This is a genomic window from Shewanella atlantica (genome assembly GCF_003966265.1).
Taxonomy (GTDB): domain Bacteria; phylum Pseudomonadota; class Gammaproteobacteria; order Enterobacterales; family Shewanellaceae; genus Shewanella; species Shewanella atlantica.
The window spans coordinates 460,460-477,489 of record NZ_RXNV01000002.1; the positions used below are offsets into that span (position 1 = coordinate 460,460).

26 protein-coding genes are annotated in these 17,030 nt (G+C 44.8%); 25 read left to right on the forward strand and 1 reads right to left on the reverse strand.

All coding sequences use genetic code 11. The features are described 5' to 3' along the window. The first annotated feature begins 377 nt into the window (after positions 1–377). Complete coding sequence (locus EKG39_RS07265) at positions 378–1,670, forward strand: tyrosine-type recombinase/integrase (protein WP_126505066.1); 1,293 nt, start codon at positions 378–380, stop codon at positions 1,668–1,670. A 1,300-nt stretch (positions 1,671–2,970) separates the two neighbouring features. Here EKG39_RS07265 and EKG39_RS07270 read toward each other — a convergent pair. Then, positions 2,971–3,273, reverse strand: a complete 303-nt coding sequence (locus EKG39_RS07270; RefSeq protein WP_126505067.1) for a helix-turn-helix transcriptional regulator — start codon at positions 3,271–3,273, stop codon at positions 2,971–2,973. Between the two features lie 184 nt (positions 3,274–3,457). Between EKG39_RS07270 and EKG39_RS23330 the strand changes: the two genes are divergently transcribed. From EKG39_RS23330 to EKG39_RS07365, 24 genes are all read left to right on the forward strand, one after another. After that, a complete protein-coding gene (locus EKG39_RS23330) occupies positions 3,458–3,610 on the forward strand; it encodes a hypothetical protein (RefSeq protein WP_185817538.1) in 153 nt (50 codons plus the stop codon). Next, complete coding sequence (locus tag EKG39_RS07275; RefSeq protein WP_126505068.1) at positions 3,607–3,840, forward strand: hypothetical protein; 234 nt, start codon at positions 3,607–3,609, stop codon at positions 3,838–3,840. Before EKG39_RS23330 ends, EKG39_RS07275 begins: the two co-directional genes overlap by 4 nt. Next, positions 3,828–3,989 carry a hypothetical protein gene (locus tag EKG39_RS23335; RefSeq protein ID WP_185817539.1) on the forward strand — a complete coding sequence of 54 codons (162 nt, stop codon included), beginning with the start codon at positions 3,828–3,830 and terminating at the stop codon, positions 3,987–3,989. The genes EKG39_RS07275 and EKG39_RS23335 overlap by 13 nt, the downstream gene beginning before the upstream one ends. Continuing rightward, positions 3,989–4,168 carry a hypothetical protein gene (locus tag EKG39_RS23340; RefSeq protein WP_185817540.1) on the forward strand — a complete coding sequence of 60 codons (180 nt, stop codon included), beginning with the start codon at positions 3,989–3,991 and terminating at the stop codon, positions 4,166–4,168. The genes EKG39_RS23335 and EKG39_RS23340 overlap by 1 nt, the downstream gene beginning before the upstream one ends. Beyond that, entirely contained in the window at positions 4,158–6,092 is a 1,935-nt protein-coding gene (locus EKG39_RS07280; protein ID WP_185817541.1) for a replication endonuclease, read from the forward strand. The genes EKG39_RS23340 and EKG39_RS07280 overlap by 11 nt, the downstream gene beginning before the upstream one ends. Positions 6,093–6,106: 14 nt before the next feature. Beyond that, the gene (locus EKG39_RS23345; protein ID WP_185817542.1) at positions 6,107–6,280 is read left to right on the forward strand and encodes a hypothetical protein; all 174 of its coding nucleotides are present in this window, start codon (positions 6,107–6,109) and stop codon (positions 6,278–6,280) included. Next, positions 6,280–6,489 (forward strand): hypothetical protein, encoded by a 210-nt coding sequence (locus tag EKG39_RS07285; RefSeq protein WP_126505070.1) that lies wholly within the window; start codon positions 6,280–6,282, stop codon positions 6,487–6,489. The genes EKG39_RS23345 and EKG39_RS07285 overlap by 1 nt, the downstream gene beginning before the upstream one ends. Then, positions 6,489–6,830: a hypothetical protein gene (locus EKG39_RS07290; protein ID WP_126505071.1), complete on the forward strand. Its 342-nt coding sequence runs from the start codon at positions 6,489–6,491 to the stop codon at positions 6,828–6,830. Before EKG39_RS07285 ends, EKG39_RS07290 begins: the two co-directional genes overlap by 1 nt. Before the next feature lie 45 nt (positions 6,831–6,875). Next, a complete protein-coding gene (locus EKG39_RS07295; protein WP_126505072.1) occupies positions 6,876–7,316 on the forward strand; it encodes a hypothetical protein in 441 nt (146 codons plus the stop codon). Continuing rightward, positions 7,300–7,923 carry a hypothetical protein gene (locus EKG39_RS07300; protein WP_126505073.1) on the forward strand — a complete coding sequence of 208 codons (624 nt, stop codon included), beginning with the start codon at positions 7,300–7,302 and terminating at the stop codon, positions 7,921–7,923. The genes EKG39_RS07295 and EKG39_RS07300 overlap by 17 nt, the downstream gene beginning before the upstream one ends. Positions 7,924–8,011: 88 nt before the next feature. Next, positions 8,012–9,343, forward strand: a complete 1,332-nt coding sequence (locus EKG39_RS07305; RefSeq protein WP_126505074.1) for an AAA family ATPase — start codon at positions 8,012–8,014, stop codon at positions 9,341–9,343. Then, complete coding sequence (locus EKG39_RS07310; RefSeq protein ID WP_185817543.1) at positions 9,321–9,968, forward strand: RloB family protein; 648 nt, start codon at positions 9,321–9,323, stop codon at positions 9,966–9,968. Before EKG39_RS07305 ends, EKG39_RS07310 begins: the two co-directional genes overlap by 23 nt. Positions 9,969–10,220: 252 nt before the next feature. Further along, complete coding sequence (locus EKG39_RS07315; protein WP_126505076.1) at positions 10,221–11,027, forward strand: major capsid protein P2; 807 nt, start codon at positions 10,221–10,223, stop codon at positions 11,025–11,027. A 10-nt stretch (positions 11,028–11,037) separates the two neighbouring features. Then, positions 11,038–11,376, forward strand: coding sequence for a hypothetical protein (locus tag EKG39_RS07320; protein ID WP_126505077.1), 339 nt, complete (start codon positions 11,038–11,040; stop codon positions 11,374–11,376). Between the two features lie 124 nt (positions 11,377–11,500). Continuing rightward, the gene (locus tag EKG39_RS07325) at positions 11,501–11,665 is read left to right on the forward strand and encodes a hypothetical protein (protein ID WP_246028436.1); all 165 of its coding nucleotides are present in this window, start codon (positions 11,501–11,503) and stop codon (positions 11,663–11,665) included. After that, positions 11,611–12,003 carry a hypothetical protein gene (locus EKG39_RS07330; RefSeq protein WP_126505079.1) on the forward strand — a complete coding sequence of 131 codons (393 nt, stop codon included), beginning with the start codon at positions 11,611–11,613 and terminating at the stop codon, positions 12,001–12,003. Before EKG39_RS07325 ends, EKG39_RS07330 begins: the two co-directional genes overlap by 55 nt. After that, entirely contained in the window at positions 12,003–12,767 is a 765-nt protein-coding gene (locus EKG39_RS07335; protein ID WP_126505080.1) for a hypothetical protein, read from the forward strand. The genes EKG39_RS07330 and EKG39_RS07335 overlap by 1 nt, the downstream gene beginning before the upstream one ends. After that, complete coding sequence (locus EKG39_RS07340) at positions 12,764–14,257, forward strand: hypothetical protein (protein ID WP_126505081.1); 1,494 nt, start codon at positions 12,764–12,766, stop codon at positions 14,255–14,257. Before EKG39_RS07335 ends, EKG39_RS07340 begins: the two co-directional genes overlap by 4 nt. Continuing rightward, positions 14,257–14,886, forward strand: coding sequence for a hypothetical protein (locus EKG39_RS07345; protein ID WP_126505082.1), 630 nt, complete (start codon positions 14,257–14,259; stop codon positions 14,884–14,886). The genes EKG39_RS07340 and EKG39_RS07345 overlap by 1 nt, the downstream gene beginning before the upstream one ends. Further along, positions 14,840–15,226, forward strand: coding sequence for a hypothetical protein (locus EKG39_RS07350; protein ID WP_126505083.1), 387 nt, complete (start codon positions 14,840–14,842; stop codon positions 15,224–15,226). Before EKG39_RS07345 ends, EKG39_RS07350 begins: the two co-directional genes overlap by 47 nt. Before the next feature lies 1 nt (position 15,227). After that, the gene (locus EKG39_RS07355; protein WP_126505084.1) at positions 15,228–15,671 is read left to right on the forward strand and encodes a hypothetical protein; all 444 of its coding nucleotides are present in this window, start codon (positions 15,228–15,230) and stop codon (positions 15,669–15,671) included. After that, a complete protein-coding gene (locus tag EKG39_RS07360; protein ID WP_126505085.1) occupies positions 15,671–15,865 on the forward strand; it encodes a hypothetical protein in 195 nt (64 codons plus the stop codon). The genes EKG39_RS07355 and EKG39_RS07360 overlap by 1 nt, the downstream gene beginning before the upstream one ends. Further along, positions 15,843–15,986: a hypothetical protein gene (locus tag EKG39_RS23350; protein WP_185817544.1), complete on the forward strand. Its 144-nt coding sequence runs from the start codon at positions 15,843–15,845 to the stop codon at positions 15,984–15,986. The genes EKG39_RS07360 and EKG39_RS23350 overlap by 23 nt, the downstream gene beginning before the upstream one ends. 128 nt (positions 15,987–16,114) lie before the next feature. Continuing rightward, entirely contained in the window at positions 16,115–16,957 is an 843-nt protein-coding gene (locus EKG39_RS07365; protein ID WP_185817545.1) for a DUF2971 domain-containing protein, read from the forward strand. The last annotated feature ends 73 nt before the right edge of the window (positions 16,958–17,030 follow it).

The following is a 17,030-nucleotide window of genomic DNA, read 5'->3' on the forward strand; positions in this document are numbered from 1 at the left end:
AGAATCTAAACAAACCGTTTGGCAGATGTGTCTATGGTGCTGTAGTAAGCGGATACATTGCTCCCATGACTGCATTAAAAATTGCCCAAATTCGTGTGCAGATCCATTAAATTTACACACAACTACAAGTATTGAACAAGTTGACCAAATAACAAGTAAAGAGATGAAGTTTATCAGCATAGTTTGAATGACTTAGTAGTACTGTAGGTCAAAGTAATCATATCGATTTCATCAATTTAGAGAGTCTGTTCTACAGCTCAACTCAAACACAAGAAAAGATTACAAATTAGATTTAATACTGATAAAATCATGAGGTTACCTTAAACGTCAATTTCCCGATTCTCGGCCATTACCCCCATGTATAAAGAGCAATTAACATGCAGATGCCTCCCGTTTTTCCACTGTTTGAATCAGCAAGCAACATTGAGGAGGGGAACAGCATTGTCAATCAGTACATTACGCAGATCAGTTTAGATTCGGTTCCCGATGCGGGGCTGGTGTACGAACATGCTAGCGAGTTACTCTATGAGCAGAAGCATAACGAAAATAGTTATAAAGCCTACAGAAGCGAACTCACTACCTTCTTTCACTGGTGTTTCGATGTCGCAGGGCAAACTCCGGCTTCATTAACCCGCAGAGAGATAGCGCGATATATCGATTATTGTCAGAACCCACCAGACACCTTGATCGGTTACTTTAATGTCGCCCAGTTTAAACTCGATAAAGCTTCCGGGGTGAGGGTGCCTAATCATGCCTGGCGTCCGTTTGTGGGTAAAAAATCACTGGGTAAAGAGCAGCCTTATAACCTGAGTGAGAACGCGTTAAAGACAAAGATAGCGATTCTTTCCTCCTTCTATAGTTATTTAATGAGCGAAGACTACTGCGAACGCAACCCTGCGCAGGCATGGATGAACCACAGTCGATTCTCTTCGAAGAAGAAATACCAAGTCAAAACGGAGGAGGGCAACACGCTTTCCTTCACCGAATTACAGTGGTCCTATGTCATCGCATCGGTGGAACAGTTGGCTATCGATGAGCCGGAACTACATCAACGAAGCCTGTTCCTGATTAAGCTTATCTACTTTTGTTATCTGCGTATCTCGGAAGTGGGGGCCAGGGCAGGTTATTCACCAGTCATGGGACAATTTAAGCAAGATAAACAAACCGGGATCTGGAGTTTTTTTATTCCCTTAAGTAAAGGGGGGAAACGACGCAGCGTAGCTATTTCAAAGGCTCTACTCGAGGGGTTAGTAGAGTACAGGAGACATCTGAAACTCCCTGATTATCCAACTCAGGGAGACAATCATCCGTTATTTATCAGGCACAGAGCAGCGGGGCGAGGCAGGGAAGTAGGAGCCATTAATGCCAACTTAGGGATCCGTCAAATAAGAGAAGAGGTGGAAAAGATCATTGAACATGCAGCTAACAGTGCCGAAAATGATGGTTTTAGTGAAGATGCTAAGCAGATGAGAGGGCTGACGGCACATAATATTCGCCATACAGGGATCACCCATGACATCAATATTAATGGCCGACCGCTATCCCATGTACAGGCCGATGCAGGACACGAGAGTATAGATACCACATCACAATATCTGCATACCTCGCAGATTGAGCGGCATCAAAGTGCACAAAATAAAGTACTGGATCACCTGCACGGAATCGAGTGATTATCGAGTTGGTGATCATTGACTAGTTAAAGCAGATGTTCAACAACCATCTAATTATATGTAATGAGTTAATGCCGATAAGTGTCATTATCGGCAATTGAGATGAAATCCAAATACTATCTCAGGGCGTTTTGCTGTATCTTCATATTGCCACTCATTCAGCAGTAAACGGTGATGTTATCAATCTTTAACTCGTCACGGATCACACTGTTATGCGTGTCACTCACTAACAAGGAGTTTTAAACTGCGGTTACTTTTTGCGATTTATTCTGGACGCATACTGATAACCAATAAGAACAGGTTCACTGACAATCAGTTCAACCAGCTAAGGGATCTTTCATTAGAGTTACAGGTTTGATATCAATCGAGCCTGAGATTTCAAACACTAAATATCTGTCCATATCGGCATCCAGCTCAACTCCAGTCAATTCGTACTGACAACACGGATAGCCATAGCACTCAAGATTCTAATAAACGGTACAGATACGAACCCGAAAACAAGATCGCCATGTATAGCAGCTTCGGGATATCATTAAATCTATGGGTTAATAATATTTGCTCGCTAGCAGTAAGCTACAATCTGGAGATCTTTATCTGTGCTTCATTAAACGCTGGCTTACCAGGTCTGAGAACGTTAGAGAACACAAAAGTCATTAAAACACACAAATTCAATGCGTTGCTACGTGCGTGCTTTTAATTTTGCTGGGTAGTTATAGGTCAGATTTCTCGTAGCGCACGTTAAAAATTCTTTGGTCTAGCAAGTTCCTGGATAATGCCCACGGACAATAGTTCATACGTAGAAGTTCGTGTGCAAATGTTCGCTGATAAAATGCTAGTTGATAGATAGCTAATAGAATTATTCACCACACACAATCAGAGCATACGATTAGCTCTTGAACCCATCCATGTGTAATGAGAAACCTGACAGTGTCATTTTATTGGAGAAAGGATTTCAAGAGGCATATTTATAGTTAAAACAAATAGATAAAGTTACAGACTAATCATGTGGGTTAGCTATTGGAGTTAGGTATTTACATATCTGGTAGCAACGTCTGTAAAATTTAATGATACTCGGTTTTCAGTGAATCAAGCATCTAAGAGGCTGAGTTTCAACTCTGGCTCTTAGTAAGCCAGTAGATTTATAAATATAATATGCGTCACCTCGTTAATAGACATTTCAACACGACTGCGCACAATGTATAGAAAGTTAACTCAAGCGTAAACGGATAAAAACGCTTGTATACAGTCACTTAGTAAGATTTAACAACCCACCAAATGTGGCACATAATGCCACACCTAATCAAGCCTCCGCCTCTTCATCTTCGGGATATTTGCAATAAGGGAGCATATTCAAGATGCTCTCTAACGCCGCCTTGGCTGTGGGGTCTTTTTGACGCCAAATCGCTGAATGCAAAAGCAAAACGCCGAGATGAATGTCGAGCGCTTCGGCCATATTAATCAAAATGGCATCATTTGGAAAACTACGGTTTACACGCCAGTTTGATACCCCAGCCTGTGAAAAGCCGAATTTCTTCATCACCTGATAATCAGAAGTCAGGCCGTACGCGGCTCTTATCAAATCGAGCAGTTCTGAGGGTTGCATTTTTTAAGTCCCTTTAGTGTCCTAGACCTATTGTAGTAGGTGCACTTTAGAACTGCAAAGCACGTAGGGGCCTAATTGTAAACGTAGACACCTAAGTGTATCGTTTTCCTGTCCTGTTGTGGCGCGGATCGCCGGATGCGTTCCGTTAGCCACAAAACCAACAGGCATAACAGGAGGAAAACAAATGAAATACAAACAAATCCCAAATTCAACTTGCGAATTCCCTGATTATTATCCGACTTTGCCGACGATGGCGAAGATAGACCCAAATAAATTGGCAAGAAGTGCCGAGATATTACGCCGCCTGAAAAGGAAGTTTTTCGGGGGGGCAAAATGATTTTTAAACTCCCTATCACACCAGAGATGCGAATTCAGTTGATGCACGCTGAAAACCTTATTGTTGATTTGACTGGTCACCCAGACTTTGAAGATTTGGGCGGTTTTGAAGTAGTAGCAGAACTAGCTCATTTACATATCGATGTTTTACACGCGCTTATCAAATCCGGTGATCTCGATACCGCACAAAAAATGGTTGCAGATTGGGAGGCTGATGAATGTCCGTTTTAACTCCAGAGCATCTAATCGAATCAGCAAAAAATCACCTTAAATACGCTAAGTATTGGCGTGGGGTAGGTGATACGGCCAGATATAAGGAATTGATCCAAACTGCTAAAGAGCTTCGTGAACAAGCCGCCGAAATGGTAAGAGGGCTGTAATGACTGATTACGCCCTTGAATTAATCGAATACATCGAAGAACACGGCGGCCAAGGTCAGTTACTTGCTGAATTGTACGCCGATGAAAACTTCGCGCCGGATTGGCGTACACGCCAGCAGCAGCCGAGCGCTAATGATAGCGGCTTTGTCGTTTCCCAAGGGGATGATGATGAAGATTAAGTCCGCCAAGTACGCGCCAGCGGGTCAGGTCGATAACTATCAGCCCGTTATAGTTGTTGTGCCGCAAGAGATTGATCCCGCTTATGCGGTAACGCCATTACCAGTATTAAACTTTTTACCTGCCAAGATTCGCCGCAAGTTAGAGGCAGATTTTGCCAAGCGATTACTTAAAGTTAAAGCGCTTGAGCATGTTGCGCCATTCGATACAGAGACAGATAAACAGGTTGATAGGTTGCGCCGAATTTGGGCCAAGTACCCGTTTAGATTATTGGACAGTAAAGCAAAATATACCGTTAGGTATCGCAAGTCTGAACAGCTCATAAGGTTAGCCAACATGAACGCCGCCGACTCTCTCCATTTGGTACATGCCAGCGCCGAAGATGACGACTGCACCATTTTTGATGCCTATAAGTCGGCAATGCTTTTGTGTGAAAAATGGATGATAAATGCGCCCTATCAAACCGCTGTTTTGCAAGATGAAAACGAGTTAGCCGCCGAGTGTGCAATCTTGCGCATGATCTGCCCTAAATGGTGGGCGGGCAAGTTATCGAACTTGCGCGATAAGTGTATGGAGCATCTTTTTATCGGTGCGGGCATGGTTGGCAAGTTTAACCCGTATATCAGCGCCGAGTCGTTCGCCGAATGGGAAGCGCAGCAGCGCAGCGCCCAGCAGTGGCTTGAAATGACCATGATTGAATCAGAGAGCGGGATGATGTTGCCGCTTGCTGATGCCGCCGCCAGCGGTACGGCTAACCCTTCAAACCGTTTTACTGAGTTAGTTGTTCGGGCGCGTGGACTTGAGGAAATGGCCGAAGATGCCGAGAAAATCGGCCTGTTTATCACCTTGACCGCCCCGTCTAAATATCATGCCGTTAGTCATAAGTGGAATGAGGAAGCGCCGAAGGTTGCGCAACGCTATCTGGTCGGACAGTGGGCGAAGATGCGGGCCAAGTTAAACCGCAATGGTGTTGATGTGTCAGGCTTGCGAGTGGTTGAACCGCACAAAGACGGAACGCCGCATTGGCACCTGTTGGTATTTGTTAAGCCTGATGAGGTCGAGCTGTTTAAAAGCGTGTTGAAAGAATACGCCTTCGAAGTAGATGGAAAAGAGGCCGGAGCCGCCGAAAACCGTCTGTTGATTGAACCGATTGATGCCGCTAAGGGGTCAGCCGTAGGTTATGTCATTAAATATCTGTCAAAGAATATCGCGGGCGAACACATGGAAGGTGAGAAGGATTTAACCGCCGATGTAGACGCACAGCGCGGCGCACGTTTAGCAACCGCATGGGCGAGCCGTCACCGTTTAAGACAATTTCAATTTTTTGGTACTTCCTCTGTTTCTATTTGGCGCGAGTTGCGCCGCTTTCGTGTCTGCCCGCAGCCGCAAGGCATCGAGGCGGCCCGCGCCGCCGCAGATTCATCAAACTGGTTAGAGTTTGAAAAATCATTATCTGTTCAACCTTTAGCTCTCGATTACGAGATCACCGAATGCGGCAACGAATACGGCGAAGCGGTGAAACGTATTCGCGGCTTGTTATCCGATGGGCGCGAAGTGGTCACAAGGGGCGAGCGGTGGAAGTTGCGCGAAATGACGCAAACCGAGAAAACCGCTTTTTCAGATCTGAAAAATGAGCGGGCCAAAGTTTCTAATTTTAATCGTCAAGTTTTAAAGGAAGAACGAAAAGAAATACCAACATGGAAGCAACCTGCTTTAGATGTTGATTTTCGCTCTCCTTGGACTTGTGGGAATAACTATACGGCCCTTGATTCTATGCCTCCAAAGGTGGCTAAAGGGCTTAGGGCTTTGGGTATTGTTGATAACGATTCGTTAGATATTCTTTTCGATGGAGGCTTAATTTCTTGTGATACAGGGGGAACTGCTTTCACGATTCGAGATGGTCAATTAATGGAAGTTGAAATTTAACTAAGGGGTGAATGATGGGTGTAGAGAAGTTGAAAGCAGAACACGTCAAAATCGGTTCGACAATCAAAGCGGCCAATAAGGCTATGCCGTTTCAGGCAATGACGTTAGCCAAGAAAGCTGCCGAACAATCTCATGATCTGTTGGGCGAGATTATTAACAAGATTGAATCACTAGAGGCAAGCCGATAATGAAAAACTTATCTTTTCAAGCGCGCCAAATTTGGTGGCGTTCACGTGCAAGAATATGGGTAACCTGGTTACTTTCTCGCTTAGGAATTTTTGTAATTGAAGCCGCAGAGAAAACGGCCCAAGCCATCAGCTTTGCGTGGTATTTGTTACCCGCTATGTTTGTGTCATTTCTGTTTGTTTGTGCATTACGCATTGTTTGGGGGCTGTGATGGCTAGAAAACCAAAAAATCCCGATATTGGCGAAATTAAATGCCCGTTTACGGGGGAGATTGCCCCTGTACGTAAAGACTGTAACGGAAAGCTTTATTACGTTGGTAAGGCGGGAATGATTAAACCTAACTTACCAGAAGGGCAAAACTGGATGCTTGATAATGCCAGTATTTGGACGGGGGGAGTCAGACCTGTACCCGTTACAGAAACACCCGCTGCGAATGAATCTGATTTTGAGCCAGAAAAAATGCATGTACCCGTTAACGAGTCCGTGCCCGTTAAAGATAAACAGGTGATAGAGTCTCCTCTAACAAAAATTAGCCGCTTCATTATTGGCTAAACCAGATAACCACGCTGTGAAGCGTTACAGTCCCAAGGATAAAAGATGGAAATCACAGAACAAGAATCTCCCTTAACAGGTGATGATCTCACTCAAACCGAGCAATCTCACTTCGATGAGTTCGCAGGCATTGAGAATATGGCGGCAGAGCTTGAAGGCGAAGCCTTTCCTAACTCCCCCCAACAAGCTGAGTATCAAGAACCACAGGTAACAGGTAAAGAACTCGTTGCGCCCGTTGTAGCATTGGCCTGTACCATGCTTGCACCCGCTTGGAATATTCAAAAAGAAGAAGTCGACGCACTAAGTGGCGCTTATGGTGATCTGCTTGATAAGTATTTCCCAGAAGGAGCGGGGGCTTTTGGTGTCGAGTTAAGTGCATTACTGGTGACTGGAGCTATTATCATGCCGCGACTTGGTACGCCGCGTAAGGAAGAAACCAAGATAGATAACACGAAAGAGGCGGCCAACGATGAAACCGAGAGTTGATACAAGTCGCAATCCGGATATTCGAGCTGTGTGCGGTGGTAGCGGTTCGGGTAAATCCAGTTACGTAAAAGCTGAACTGAAAAAGCTTAAGCCTAAACGGTTAATCATTTGGGACCCCGTTGATGAGTATGGTGATCTGTGTAATATGCGGATAACTAGCCCACGTGAACTCGCAGACCTGTTAAAACGATATCCCCATGGCGCGCTAAAAGTGCGCTTTGTATCAGACGGCAAAGAGATGTTCGAGTTCTGGGCGCGTTGTGCATTCGCATGGTGTAATGCTGCCGTTGTTGCCGAAGAAACCGCAGATGTAACGAGCCCAAGTAAAGCCCCTTACTGGTGGGGGCAACTCATCCGTAAGGGCCGCGCCCGAGGTTTGTCTCCTATTTTTGCGTTAACACAACGCCCTGCAGAATCAGATAAAACAGCAATTGGTAACGCAACACTGTTCAGAACTGGGCGTTTGAAGCGCGCCGATGATAGAAAGATGGTGGCTAAGGAGCTAGATGTGCATGTAAATGAAGTTACTGGACTCAAGCCACTGGACTTTGTAGAGCGAAATGATGTTACGGGAGAAGTTAAGAAAGGAAATCTAGCATCAACATAACAATAAGGCATGCTTTACGCCCTTTAAGCTTGCTTTTTACGTAAAAAATGCCATTATCTACGCTTAAAGGGATAAAAGGTTGGTTTTTATGTTATTAAGATTCGGTTGTGAAAATTACAAATCTATCAAGGAGTATCAAGAGATTTTGTTTACTTGTTCCTCCACGAAAGATTGTGAACATCATAATTTGTATAAAACAGACGCGATAAAAGAGCACGTTTTACCAATTGTGGCTATTTATGGAGCTAATGCTTCTGGTAAAACAAACATGATTAAGGCTCTCCGTTTGTTATGTGCTGGAATTGAGAATAGTGCTCGGGGGAGAAATGACAATGTTCCTCCTTTTCGCCTTGATAGCGAATGTTCTAATGAGCCCTCTATTTTTGATTTAGATTTCATATTAGAAGGTAAACATTACCATTATGGTTTTGCAATTAAAGATTCCATCATCGAGGAAGAGTGGTTATATTCATTTTCTAACAAAACTAGATCATCCAGAAGTGTTCTTTTTTATCGTGACAAAAATTTAGACATAGAAGATGAAGAATTCTATTTTGGAAAGAATTTCAAAGGTCAAAACAAAAGCATTAGTAAAATCACTAATGAGACTAGCCTATTTCTCACTGTTGCGGCTAAATCTAACCACTTATTAGCAGAAAAAATTGTTGAATATATAAAGAATTTTGTAAAGTTTAGGTTTAGCTCTGATATGGCAGAGCAGACTGTTGGTGAATCAGTATTTGATAATTCTCTTGAAAAACCAATATCAAAATTCATTTCAAAAATTGATATTGGTGCTGTTAAACTTTCTGTGGAGAAAGTAGAAAGGGAGGAGGAAGAGAAGGATAAATTCAATAGATTTTATGATGCAATCAATAATGCATTCGGCGGTGATGGGGGAATACAAACTTCAGGTATTGATGACTTCGAGTATGTTATTAACATTCATCGACATGATTCTAACAATAACGAAGTTAAATTTAAATTTTCAGATGAGAGCCTTGGTACAAGGGCTCTTATATCTATCTTGGCTTCTATTTTTAAAGTATTACAAAGTGGAGGGGTTTTTGTAGTTGACGAATTAGAGTCAAGTTTACATACATTATTATCTCTAAAAGTTGTTGAGCTTTTTAATTGCCCCAAGAGCAATCCACATGGAGCACAATTACTATTTACGACACATGAAACACAATTGCTTAATTTCAATGGTGTAAGAAAAGATGAAGTCTGGCTATCTGAAAAAAGTTTTGATGGGAGTACACAATTACGCCCACTAACAGAGTATGCTATTGATAAAAGGGCAAATTTAAGAAAAGGGTATCTAGAAGGTCGATTTGGAGCTATCCCATTTTTAAGTACTTTAGATGCATTTAGTTTATTTGAGGATGATGTTGAAGATGGGAAGAATTCGCAAATTTAGACCTTCAAGAACGCTAGCTAGAAAGCAAGGGACAATACAACCCAAACTTAAAATATATGCTTTCTGTGAAGGAATGAATACAGAGCCAAAGTTCATCCGTGAATTCAGTCGAGAGCAAAGTAACGGCTTAGTATCAGTTGAGGCCATTGGAGCGGCAGGTGCACCATTTCAAATAGTGTCCAGTGCAGTTATGAAGAAGCTAGAACTTGAAAAGGTTGCCGCTTCATCAGGCGACTCTTTAGATGAAAAGTTTGAAGTTTGGGCTGTATTTGATAAAGATGAACATCCAAAAATCCCGGAAGCATTTCAAAAAGCGGCTTCAAATAATATTCATGTTGCCTTTTCAAATCCTTGCTTTGAGTTATGGCCAGCTTTACATTACAAAAATCAATCAGCACCAATTCATAGGCATAAGCTACAGTCTGATTTAAGTAAGCTAATACCCAATTATAAAAATAAAGGAAGTAAGGAGGTAGCATTTTCAGATTTGCCAGACGAATATACATTAGCGAGGTCAAGAGCAATTGCTTTAACAAAAGAGCATGTAGCTGTCGGCACTCCTTTAGGTAACCCTTATACAGATGTTTACCAATTATTTGATAAAATCATTCATAATGGAAAGTAATTGAATTGTTTTGGCCGTACCCGTTAACGGGTACGGTTTTTTTATGCCTAAAATTCACGTATACCTGTCCCCCTGTTAACCGCCAATGTTGTGAAACATAGGCAAGAAATCACGCCGTGAGGCGCTACTTTCCCAAGGGGATTAAACCATGCTTAAAAAATACCTTCCGTTTGTTGCCATTGCTGTCGGTGTTGTATACGCCGCCAATCGTGTTCCTTCTGTTCGCCGCGTGATTGGATAGGGGTATATTAAATGGCTCGTAACTTTCCGAAACTACCAAGCTTTTCTAACGTCAGCGCAAGCAATACAGCTACGCTGGAACTTCCCATCGGTCGCACCTATGACAAGCTGCATGTAAATTATGCAGGTGTCACACTGGCACAGATGAAAAACATTCGTCTGGAAGTTAACGGCAAATCCATTTTAGAATTTGCCGATGGTCAGGCGTTGCAGGACTACAACAAATACTATGGTCGCAACAGCGTTGCGGGTGTACTCGATTTCCATTTTAAGCGTGATGAAATGAAAACCTTACAAGAGGCTCGCGCCTTTGGTTTGGGTACGCTCAATGTTGAAGGTGCACCGCAAATCGCAAACGTGACGTTGCGCATTGAGATTGATGCCGCAGCCGCCGCGCCAGTGCTTGAAGCGTTCGCGATTCAATCGAATCCGTCACCTATCGGCTTTATCACCAAGGTGAAAAACTTCCCTGTTGCGCTTAATGCGGGTACTACCGAAGTGGATAAAATTCCGCGTCCGAATACGGCGCGTATTGCGGCGATTCACGTGAAAACGGCGGCAACGGTCACGGCGATTGAGGTCGAACTTGATTCGATGAAAATCTACGAGCTGCCGAAAACGCTGGCCGAAAAGGTTCAAGTTGACCATGGGCGCGCACCGCAAGGCGGCCTTATCTCGCAGGACTTCATTTTAGAAGGTGACATGCTGCAAGCGTTGGCAATGCAAGGCATTCAGGATTTCCGAATCCGTGTGTTGTCAGATGATGCCGCGCCCGCCGTGATTGTGGTTGAATATTTTGACGGCCTAGCGGGCATCTAAGGGGGCGCATATGGTTCCATTAATGCAAGCATCGGTCGCGCCCGCCGTGGTTAACGCCAACACGCCAATGAATAACTCATGGTTTGGCGGCGTAAACGACTTTTTGAGTGTGGGGCTTGATTCCTACATGAAATGGGAGCAGATCCAGAAAGTCAAAGACGCGGGCGGTTCTGGTCAGGACGAACTAAGTAAAACCGTCCAGACGCCAAGCCCTGCCAGCGCAACCACCGCGCCTAATCCCGCCGCGGATTTACGGGAGCAAATGGCGCAAGGTCTGCAAATTGGTACAGGTACGCTCGCCGCCGTTGTCGGTGGTGTGGTGGTGCTGTACTGGCTTTCACGGAAATAGGGGGCGATATGTTGAACAAAGCATTTTTAAAGCAAATCGCCGCCGCCGTGATCGCGGGCTTAGTCGTTAATCAGGTCATTGCTCGTACTAACAAGGCGGGTAACTAATGGGCGGCATGCCAAGCATGAGCAACTCAAGCGCCGCCAGCTCAGGCACAGGTGATCAGGCGAATAACGCCGCCTTTCAGGGCGGTAATATTAATTTCGGCGCGGGCAGTGGCAGCGGTGGCAATTTATGGTTGATTCTAGGCGCGGCAGCGATTGCGGCTTACTTCATCATGAAAAAGTAACCTCGCTTGCGTGGCAAAAATTAGCGCCCGCCTTGCTTGATGACTTGCGCATAATTCAAAGCGAAGTATCACAAGGCACGGCGCAACTTATTGCATGGGGTGATAACGAGTTCTTTACCGTTTTACGAGGCGAAATCAGCGCCCATGGTAAAGAGCTGGTTATTGTTGCGGCAGCGGGTAAAAACTCCGTTGCTCACCTTCAAGCTATCCACAAGCAAGCAAAGGCGCAGGGATTCGTCAGCGTCCGACTTCATACGATGCGCCCCGAATCCATGCTAAGAATGGGAAAAAGTTTGGGCTTTGAAAAAGCCGAAACGATACTAAGGGCGGTTTTATAATGGGGTCATCTTCTCGATCTGCTTCAACACAAACCACAGAAAACAACTCAACCACGTTCGGCATTCAAGGGCCGAACAACGGTTTAATTCTCAATGGCAGCGGTAACACAGTAACAGACGGCGGGGCGTTTAAGCTGGTCGGTGATATTGTCGATGCCTTGCCGCTCATGTTCGCGTCAGGCGGGGGCATGGTCTCCGATGCGTTCAATGCCGTGACTGATGTAGCTATGGTCAGCGAGCGCCAAAACGCACACTTGCTCAATACGGCGGGTGATCTGTTTGGTGATGTGAGCAACGCTCAAACCGAAATGATGCAACTTGGGGCAGAGGTGCTTACAGATACGGGGGCGATTCTCGAACGCTCACAAGAACGCGCCTATGACTTTGGCTCTGATGCCATGTTACATATGAGTGATACGGCAGATGGTGCAATGACTGCCAATCTTGCAGTTACACAGGCCGCACTCGATGGTAATGCTGATTTGGCCGCATTGGTTGTGGGTTCAATTGAACGCTCAAACGATAACAACACCAATCTAGCCGAAACCCTCACTCAAACCACACTCGATGCCGGAAACGAGGCCAACGAAACCGCCATGGGGCAGTTACAGCGCGGCTTCGATTCGATGATGGGGTTCGCCGAGCAATATAGCCGCTCAGACGGCGCAGCATTGGCCGAAAACAACAATAAAACCATGTTATTCATGTTAGGCGGTACCGCATTAGTCGCTGGTGCTGTCGTACTCGCGGGGCGCAAATCATGATTATTAACCAGACCATAGTTAACGGTATGTGTGTCCTTAACAAAACAGGGGCGTTTTTCTCGTTAATCAGTGCGGGCGGTGTTGTGCGCATCAAACTGACACTTAACGGCAGTACTGTGCTTGATTCGAAAATGTGGGTCGGTATGTCTCTCGATCAAGCCATGCCATTCGATGAAATTGAAATTTTCGGTGATGATGGGGCTGTCGAATTTTGGGCGGGTCAAGTGTCGATGACACAAGCTCGCGCCACCATTGCAGGGGCTAACGCGGTGCGTACCTCAAATGTGTTTTTAACAGGCGGGGCGCAACAGTTAACCGCCTCAGATGTGACGCGTTCAGCGTTGCGGGTGCGGCCGTCATCTGAAATGTATGTCGGTGGGGCTGGTATTGACGGCACTGGTTGGCGGGTAGCCGCGAATGAAGTGTCAGAAATTCCCGTTGCGGGCGCGGTTTTTGGTTTTGTGCCGCCTGTGCTGATCGACTATTCAGCAACGGTATATAGCGGTGCAGAAGTGGGATATTGGGATGCATCTGTCAGGGACGATGCACGGAAGCGTTATGTGTTTGTCTCGCCTGATGAGTCAGTGCGCTTATGCTCTAATGGTAATGCTCTTAAGCTCTATAAGGGTGGTGCATGGGCTAACCACCCCTATTTTGCACTATCGACGGGTAATTTCTATCTATTGCCTGATGGTAAAAATGCGCTTTATTTGGTGCATGAAAAGAATGAGTTTCTGACATTTTACAAGTCCACTGACTACGGGCTGACATTCACTCGTTTAGTTAATGCGGTGGATGGTAATGCGTTAGGGTTAGCAAGTACCGATAGAAGTGTCTCAAACCGACCCGCGTTTATTGCGGGTAATATTATCACTGTGTCTTATACCGCCTATTGGGTGACATTAAATGTTGAAACGGGCGCGATAAATTTCGGCCAATGGGCTGAATACAAATCTTATAACGGCGCATGGCTCACTGATTCAGTCGGTGTGTTTTCGAAAGCTGGTTTTTATGCCGGGTACAGTGGCTATATTCGTTATACCGAAGATGGTGGCGCTACGTTTATCAATAAGCTGATCGATGTCGATAATCAAACTCTAAGAATCGACCCGACAGGCCAATACATGATTGTTAGAAACTCTAACCGTTATTGGCTCTCAGATGATTACGGTCAAACATGGGTGGACAGTGGCGAAGGCTGGCCGTATGGCAAAGATGTGTCGTATGCGGGTGTCGGTTCGTGGTTACTGGTAGAAAATGGGGTGTTGTACGCCATTTATTTGCGTGATGGAGTTGCCGAACGTGTGACCGTAAACACCGAGCATGGTGGCACTGATGATTATCAACAATGTGATCTGTTTGTCACTCCATCGGGTAAGGTCATAACGGGCGCCTCAGATACGCTTAGTGGTGATGCTGTAGCGTATCAACTCGCAACCACGGGAGATTTAGCGCCCGTTAAAGTAGAAGTGATGGAGCTGTTAAGCTAATGCGCCGCGTGATGATAATCACGGCGAGCGCAGTATGTGCGGCGGGGGCGTGGTGGTGGCTTAAATCCCCGCGGTCAACGCCCGCAGCCGTCAATAACTCATTGCCTGGTCAAACGAATGATGCAGGTTCGCCGCTCGATTACCTTAATTTTGATTTTGGCGCACTGCTTCCAAAGAGCAGCGCGGCAAATTCTGCCGAACAAAAACCGTATATTGTCGAAGGAGACAACATGATTTTACCCAAAGGGTTAAAAAACAATAACCCGCTCAACATCGAAGCGGGCCGCGATCAGTGGCAAGGCATGACGGGCAATGATGGGCGTTTTATTATCTTTGAATCCGTCTTTTATGGCATTCGCGCCGCCGCCCGTATCATGAAAAATTACCGTGATAAATACCGCTTAAACACCGTTCAAGGCATCGTTAACAGGTGGGCCCCGCCAAGTGATAACAATCCAACCGAAAAGTATATTAACTTTGTGGCAAATCGTGCGGGCGTATCTGCGCAGCAGCCGCTATCTATGGCCGATTATCAAAATGTAATCGCCGCAATGATCTATTTCGAAAACGGATATAACCCTTATGACCAAGCTGAAATTGCCCGCGCTACCAGTGCAGGGCTTAAATAAATTAAGTAATGGGCTGGTTGCCGTTGCGGTGATTTATGGGCTGTATGTGATGCAAAAAGCCTATTCAGCAGGGGACAGATTAGCCAATCAAGCCACAAGGCCAATAGGGCAGGCGTGGTCTGATGTCAGCGCGTGGGCGGGCGGTTGGCAAGCCGTAGAGTTAACGCCGCTCATTATTCAGCCGTGGTACCTGGATGACAATTATCAGATCTCTGATCAGGCGTGGGAGATTTTAAACCGTGATGAGGGCTATCAGGTATTAATGGCGGGCCTGTTTAATGGCCGGACACTAAAACCTGAACTTAGGCATCTAATCGGCCAACCAATCGAGGGCGTATAAAATGGGGTGGATCTCTAAACTGTTTAGCTTTCTGACTAACCCGATAGCCGATCTAACTGGCGGCTATCGTGAGCGCAAGCGTATTGCCTCAGTTATGGCCGCCGATGTGGCCACAGCAGAGAATAACCTCAAAATTGCCAAGTTTAAAGCGCAAGCGGCGAGGGTAGAGCGGCAAGAGGACAATGACGCGGGGTATGATCTGACCGTGTTAAATAACCGCCGTGAAACAAAGATGGATGAGCTGATTATTATTGTCTTTTTGGGTTTGTTCCTCTGTCATTTTATCCCTGTGATGCAGCCATATATGGCGGGCGGGTGGCAGGCTATGGGCTACAAGGGTGCGCCGTGGTATTTCGAGTTTGTGATTGTCGGGATAGCGGTTAGCACCTTGGGATTAATGCGATTATTTAGGGCGTTTTGGCGCGCTAGGGAGAATAAAAAATAATGGATATGACACTATTTGCCTTGCTCAAAGCGGCAGGGGTCGATTTTTCAAGTGTAGCGGTGGTGATGCTGTTATGGCGTATCAGTACGTTGATGAACAGCCAGAAAGAGGCCATTGTAAGGCTTATTCATAAGCTCGATAAGCGGGTGATTGCATTGGAGGCTAAAAGCGATGTTTCAAGACCTGCCGACTAATTTCGCCGTTGATTTGAAAACGCCCGACCCCGTAGTGGTTCAGATCCAGCCCAGCACAGAGCTGATTGCAATCTTTGCCGGACTGGTTATCGTTGCAGCCGCTTGGGTAAAACGCCGCTAGTTTAATGCCGATAAGTGTCATTATCGGCAATTGCTTTAAAATAAATCTCAAAGTTTGAATCGGTGTTATTGACTTATAACAGATTGTTTTGCAATGTGTATTGCAATTAAGGCATGCATGGTAAGAACATGAAAGAATTAGAAAATTGCTATTTCAAATACACAACCCTCAATCAGAATGTTATTCACTCACTGCTAAGCGAACAGTTATGGCATGCGGAGGCTGACTCTTTAAATGACCCCTTCGAATTCAACTTTGCATTTAAAGAGGGTATAAAAGCAGAGAATGCTGACGATCTTGCGCGCATACTTAAAGAAAACAGATACTTTGTCAAAGAAGAAGAAGTTGAGGCTGAAAAAGAATTTTACTTAAAATTATTTGTAAAGGGTGATTTAGATAAAGTTAGAACTGAAATCGAAAATGCAAAAAATGTAATGAAAACAGCTATTCGCTCAACAATTGATAAAGTAAACTTTCTTGTTTGTAGTTTGAGCAAAAAATATGATAATTCGATGATGTGGTGCCACTATGCAGACGGTCTTAAGGGCATCTGTATTGCTTATGATATCGACCTACTTTATGAATCTGATTTATCATTCAAAGATGTAAAGTACTCAGAGTCAGCTAGAGAAATAGATTTTGAAAAAGCTTACAAATCAATCATCTTAGGTGAAGTATCAACTAAAGAAGAGGACGAGTTCGATCTTTTTTCAATTTTGCTTTCTAAGCATGATAAGTGGAAAGATGAACATGAAGTTCGCTCGATATGTGTTGGCGATGAAGATGAAATAATCATTAAGGGTTCATCATATCAACTTTCAAATAATACGATTAAAGCGATTATTTATGGTAGTAAAATCAGAAAAACGGAATTAGAGATTTTACAAAATTTGTCTCAAAAATTAAATTTTTCACTTTACAAAGCAACACCTAAGCATGGAACATTTTCCGTTGAAACTGCCGAAGGTTAAGCATAAAAAAGCCCGCAGGAACAAGTGCGGGCTTTTTGTCTGGAATACTCACAGAAGGATGTGAGTAACTCAA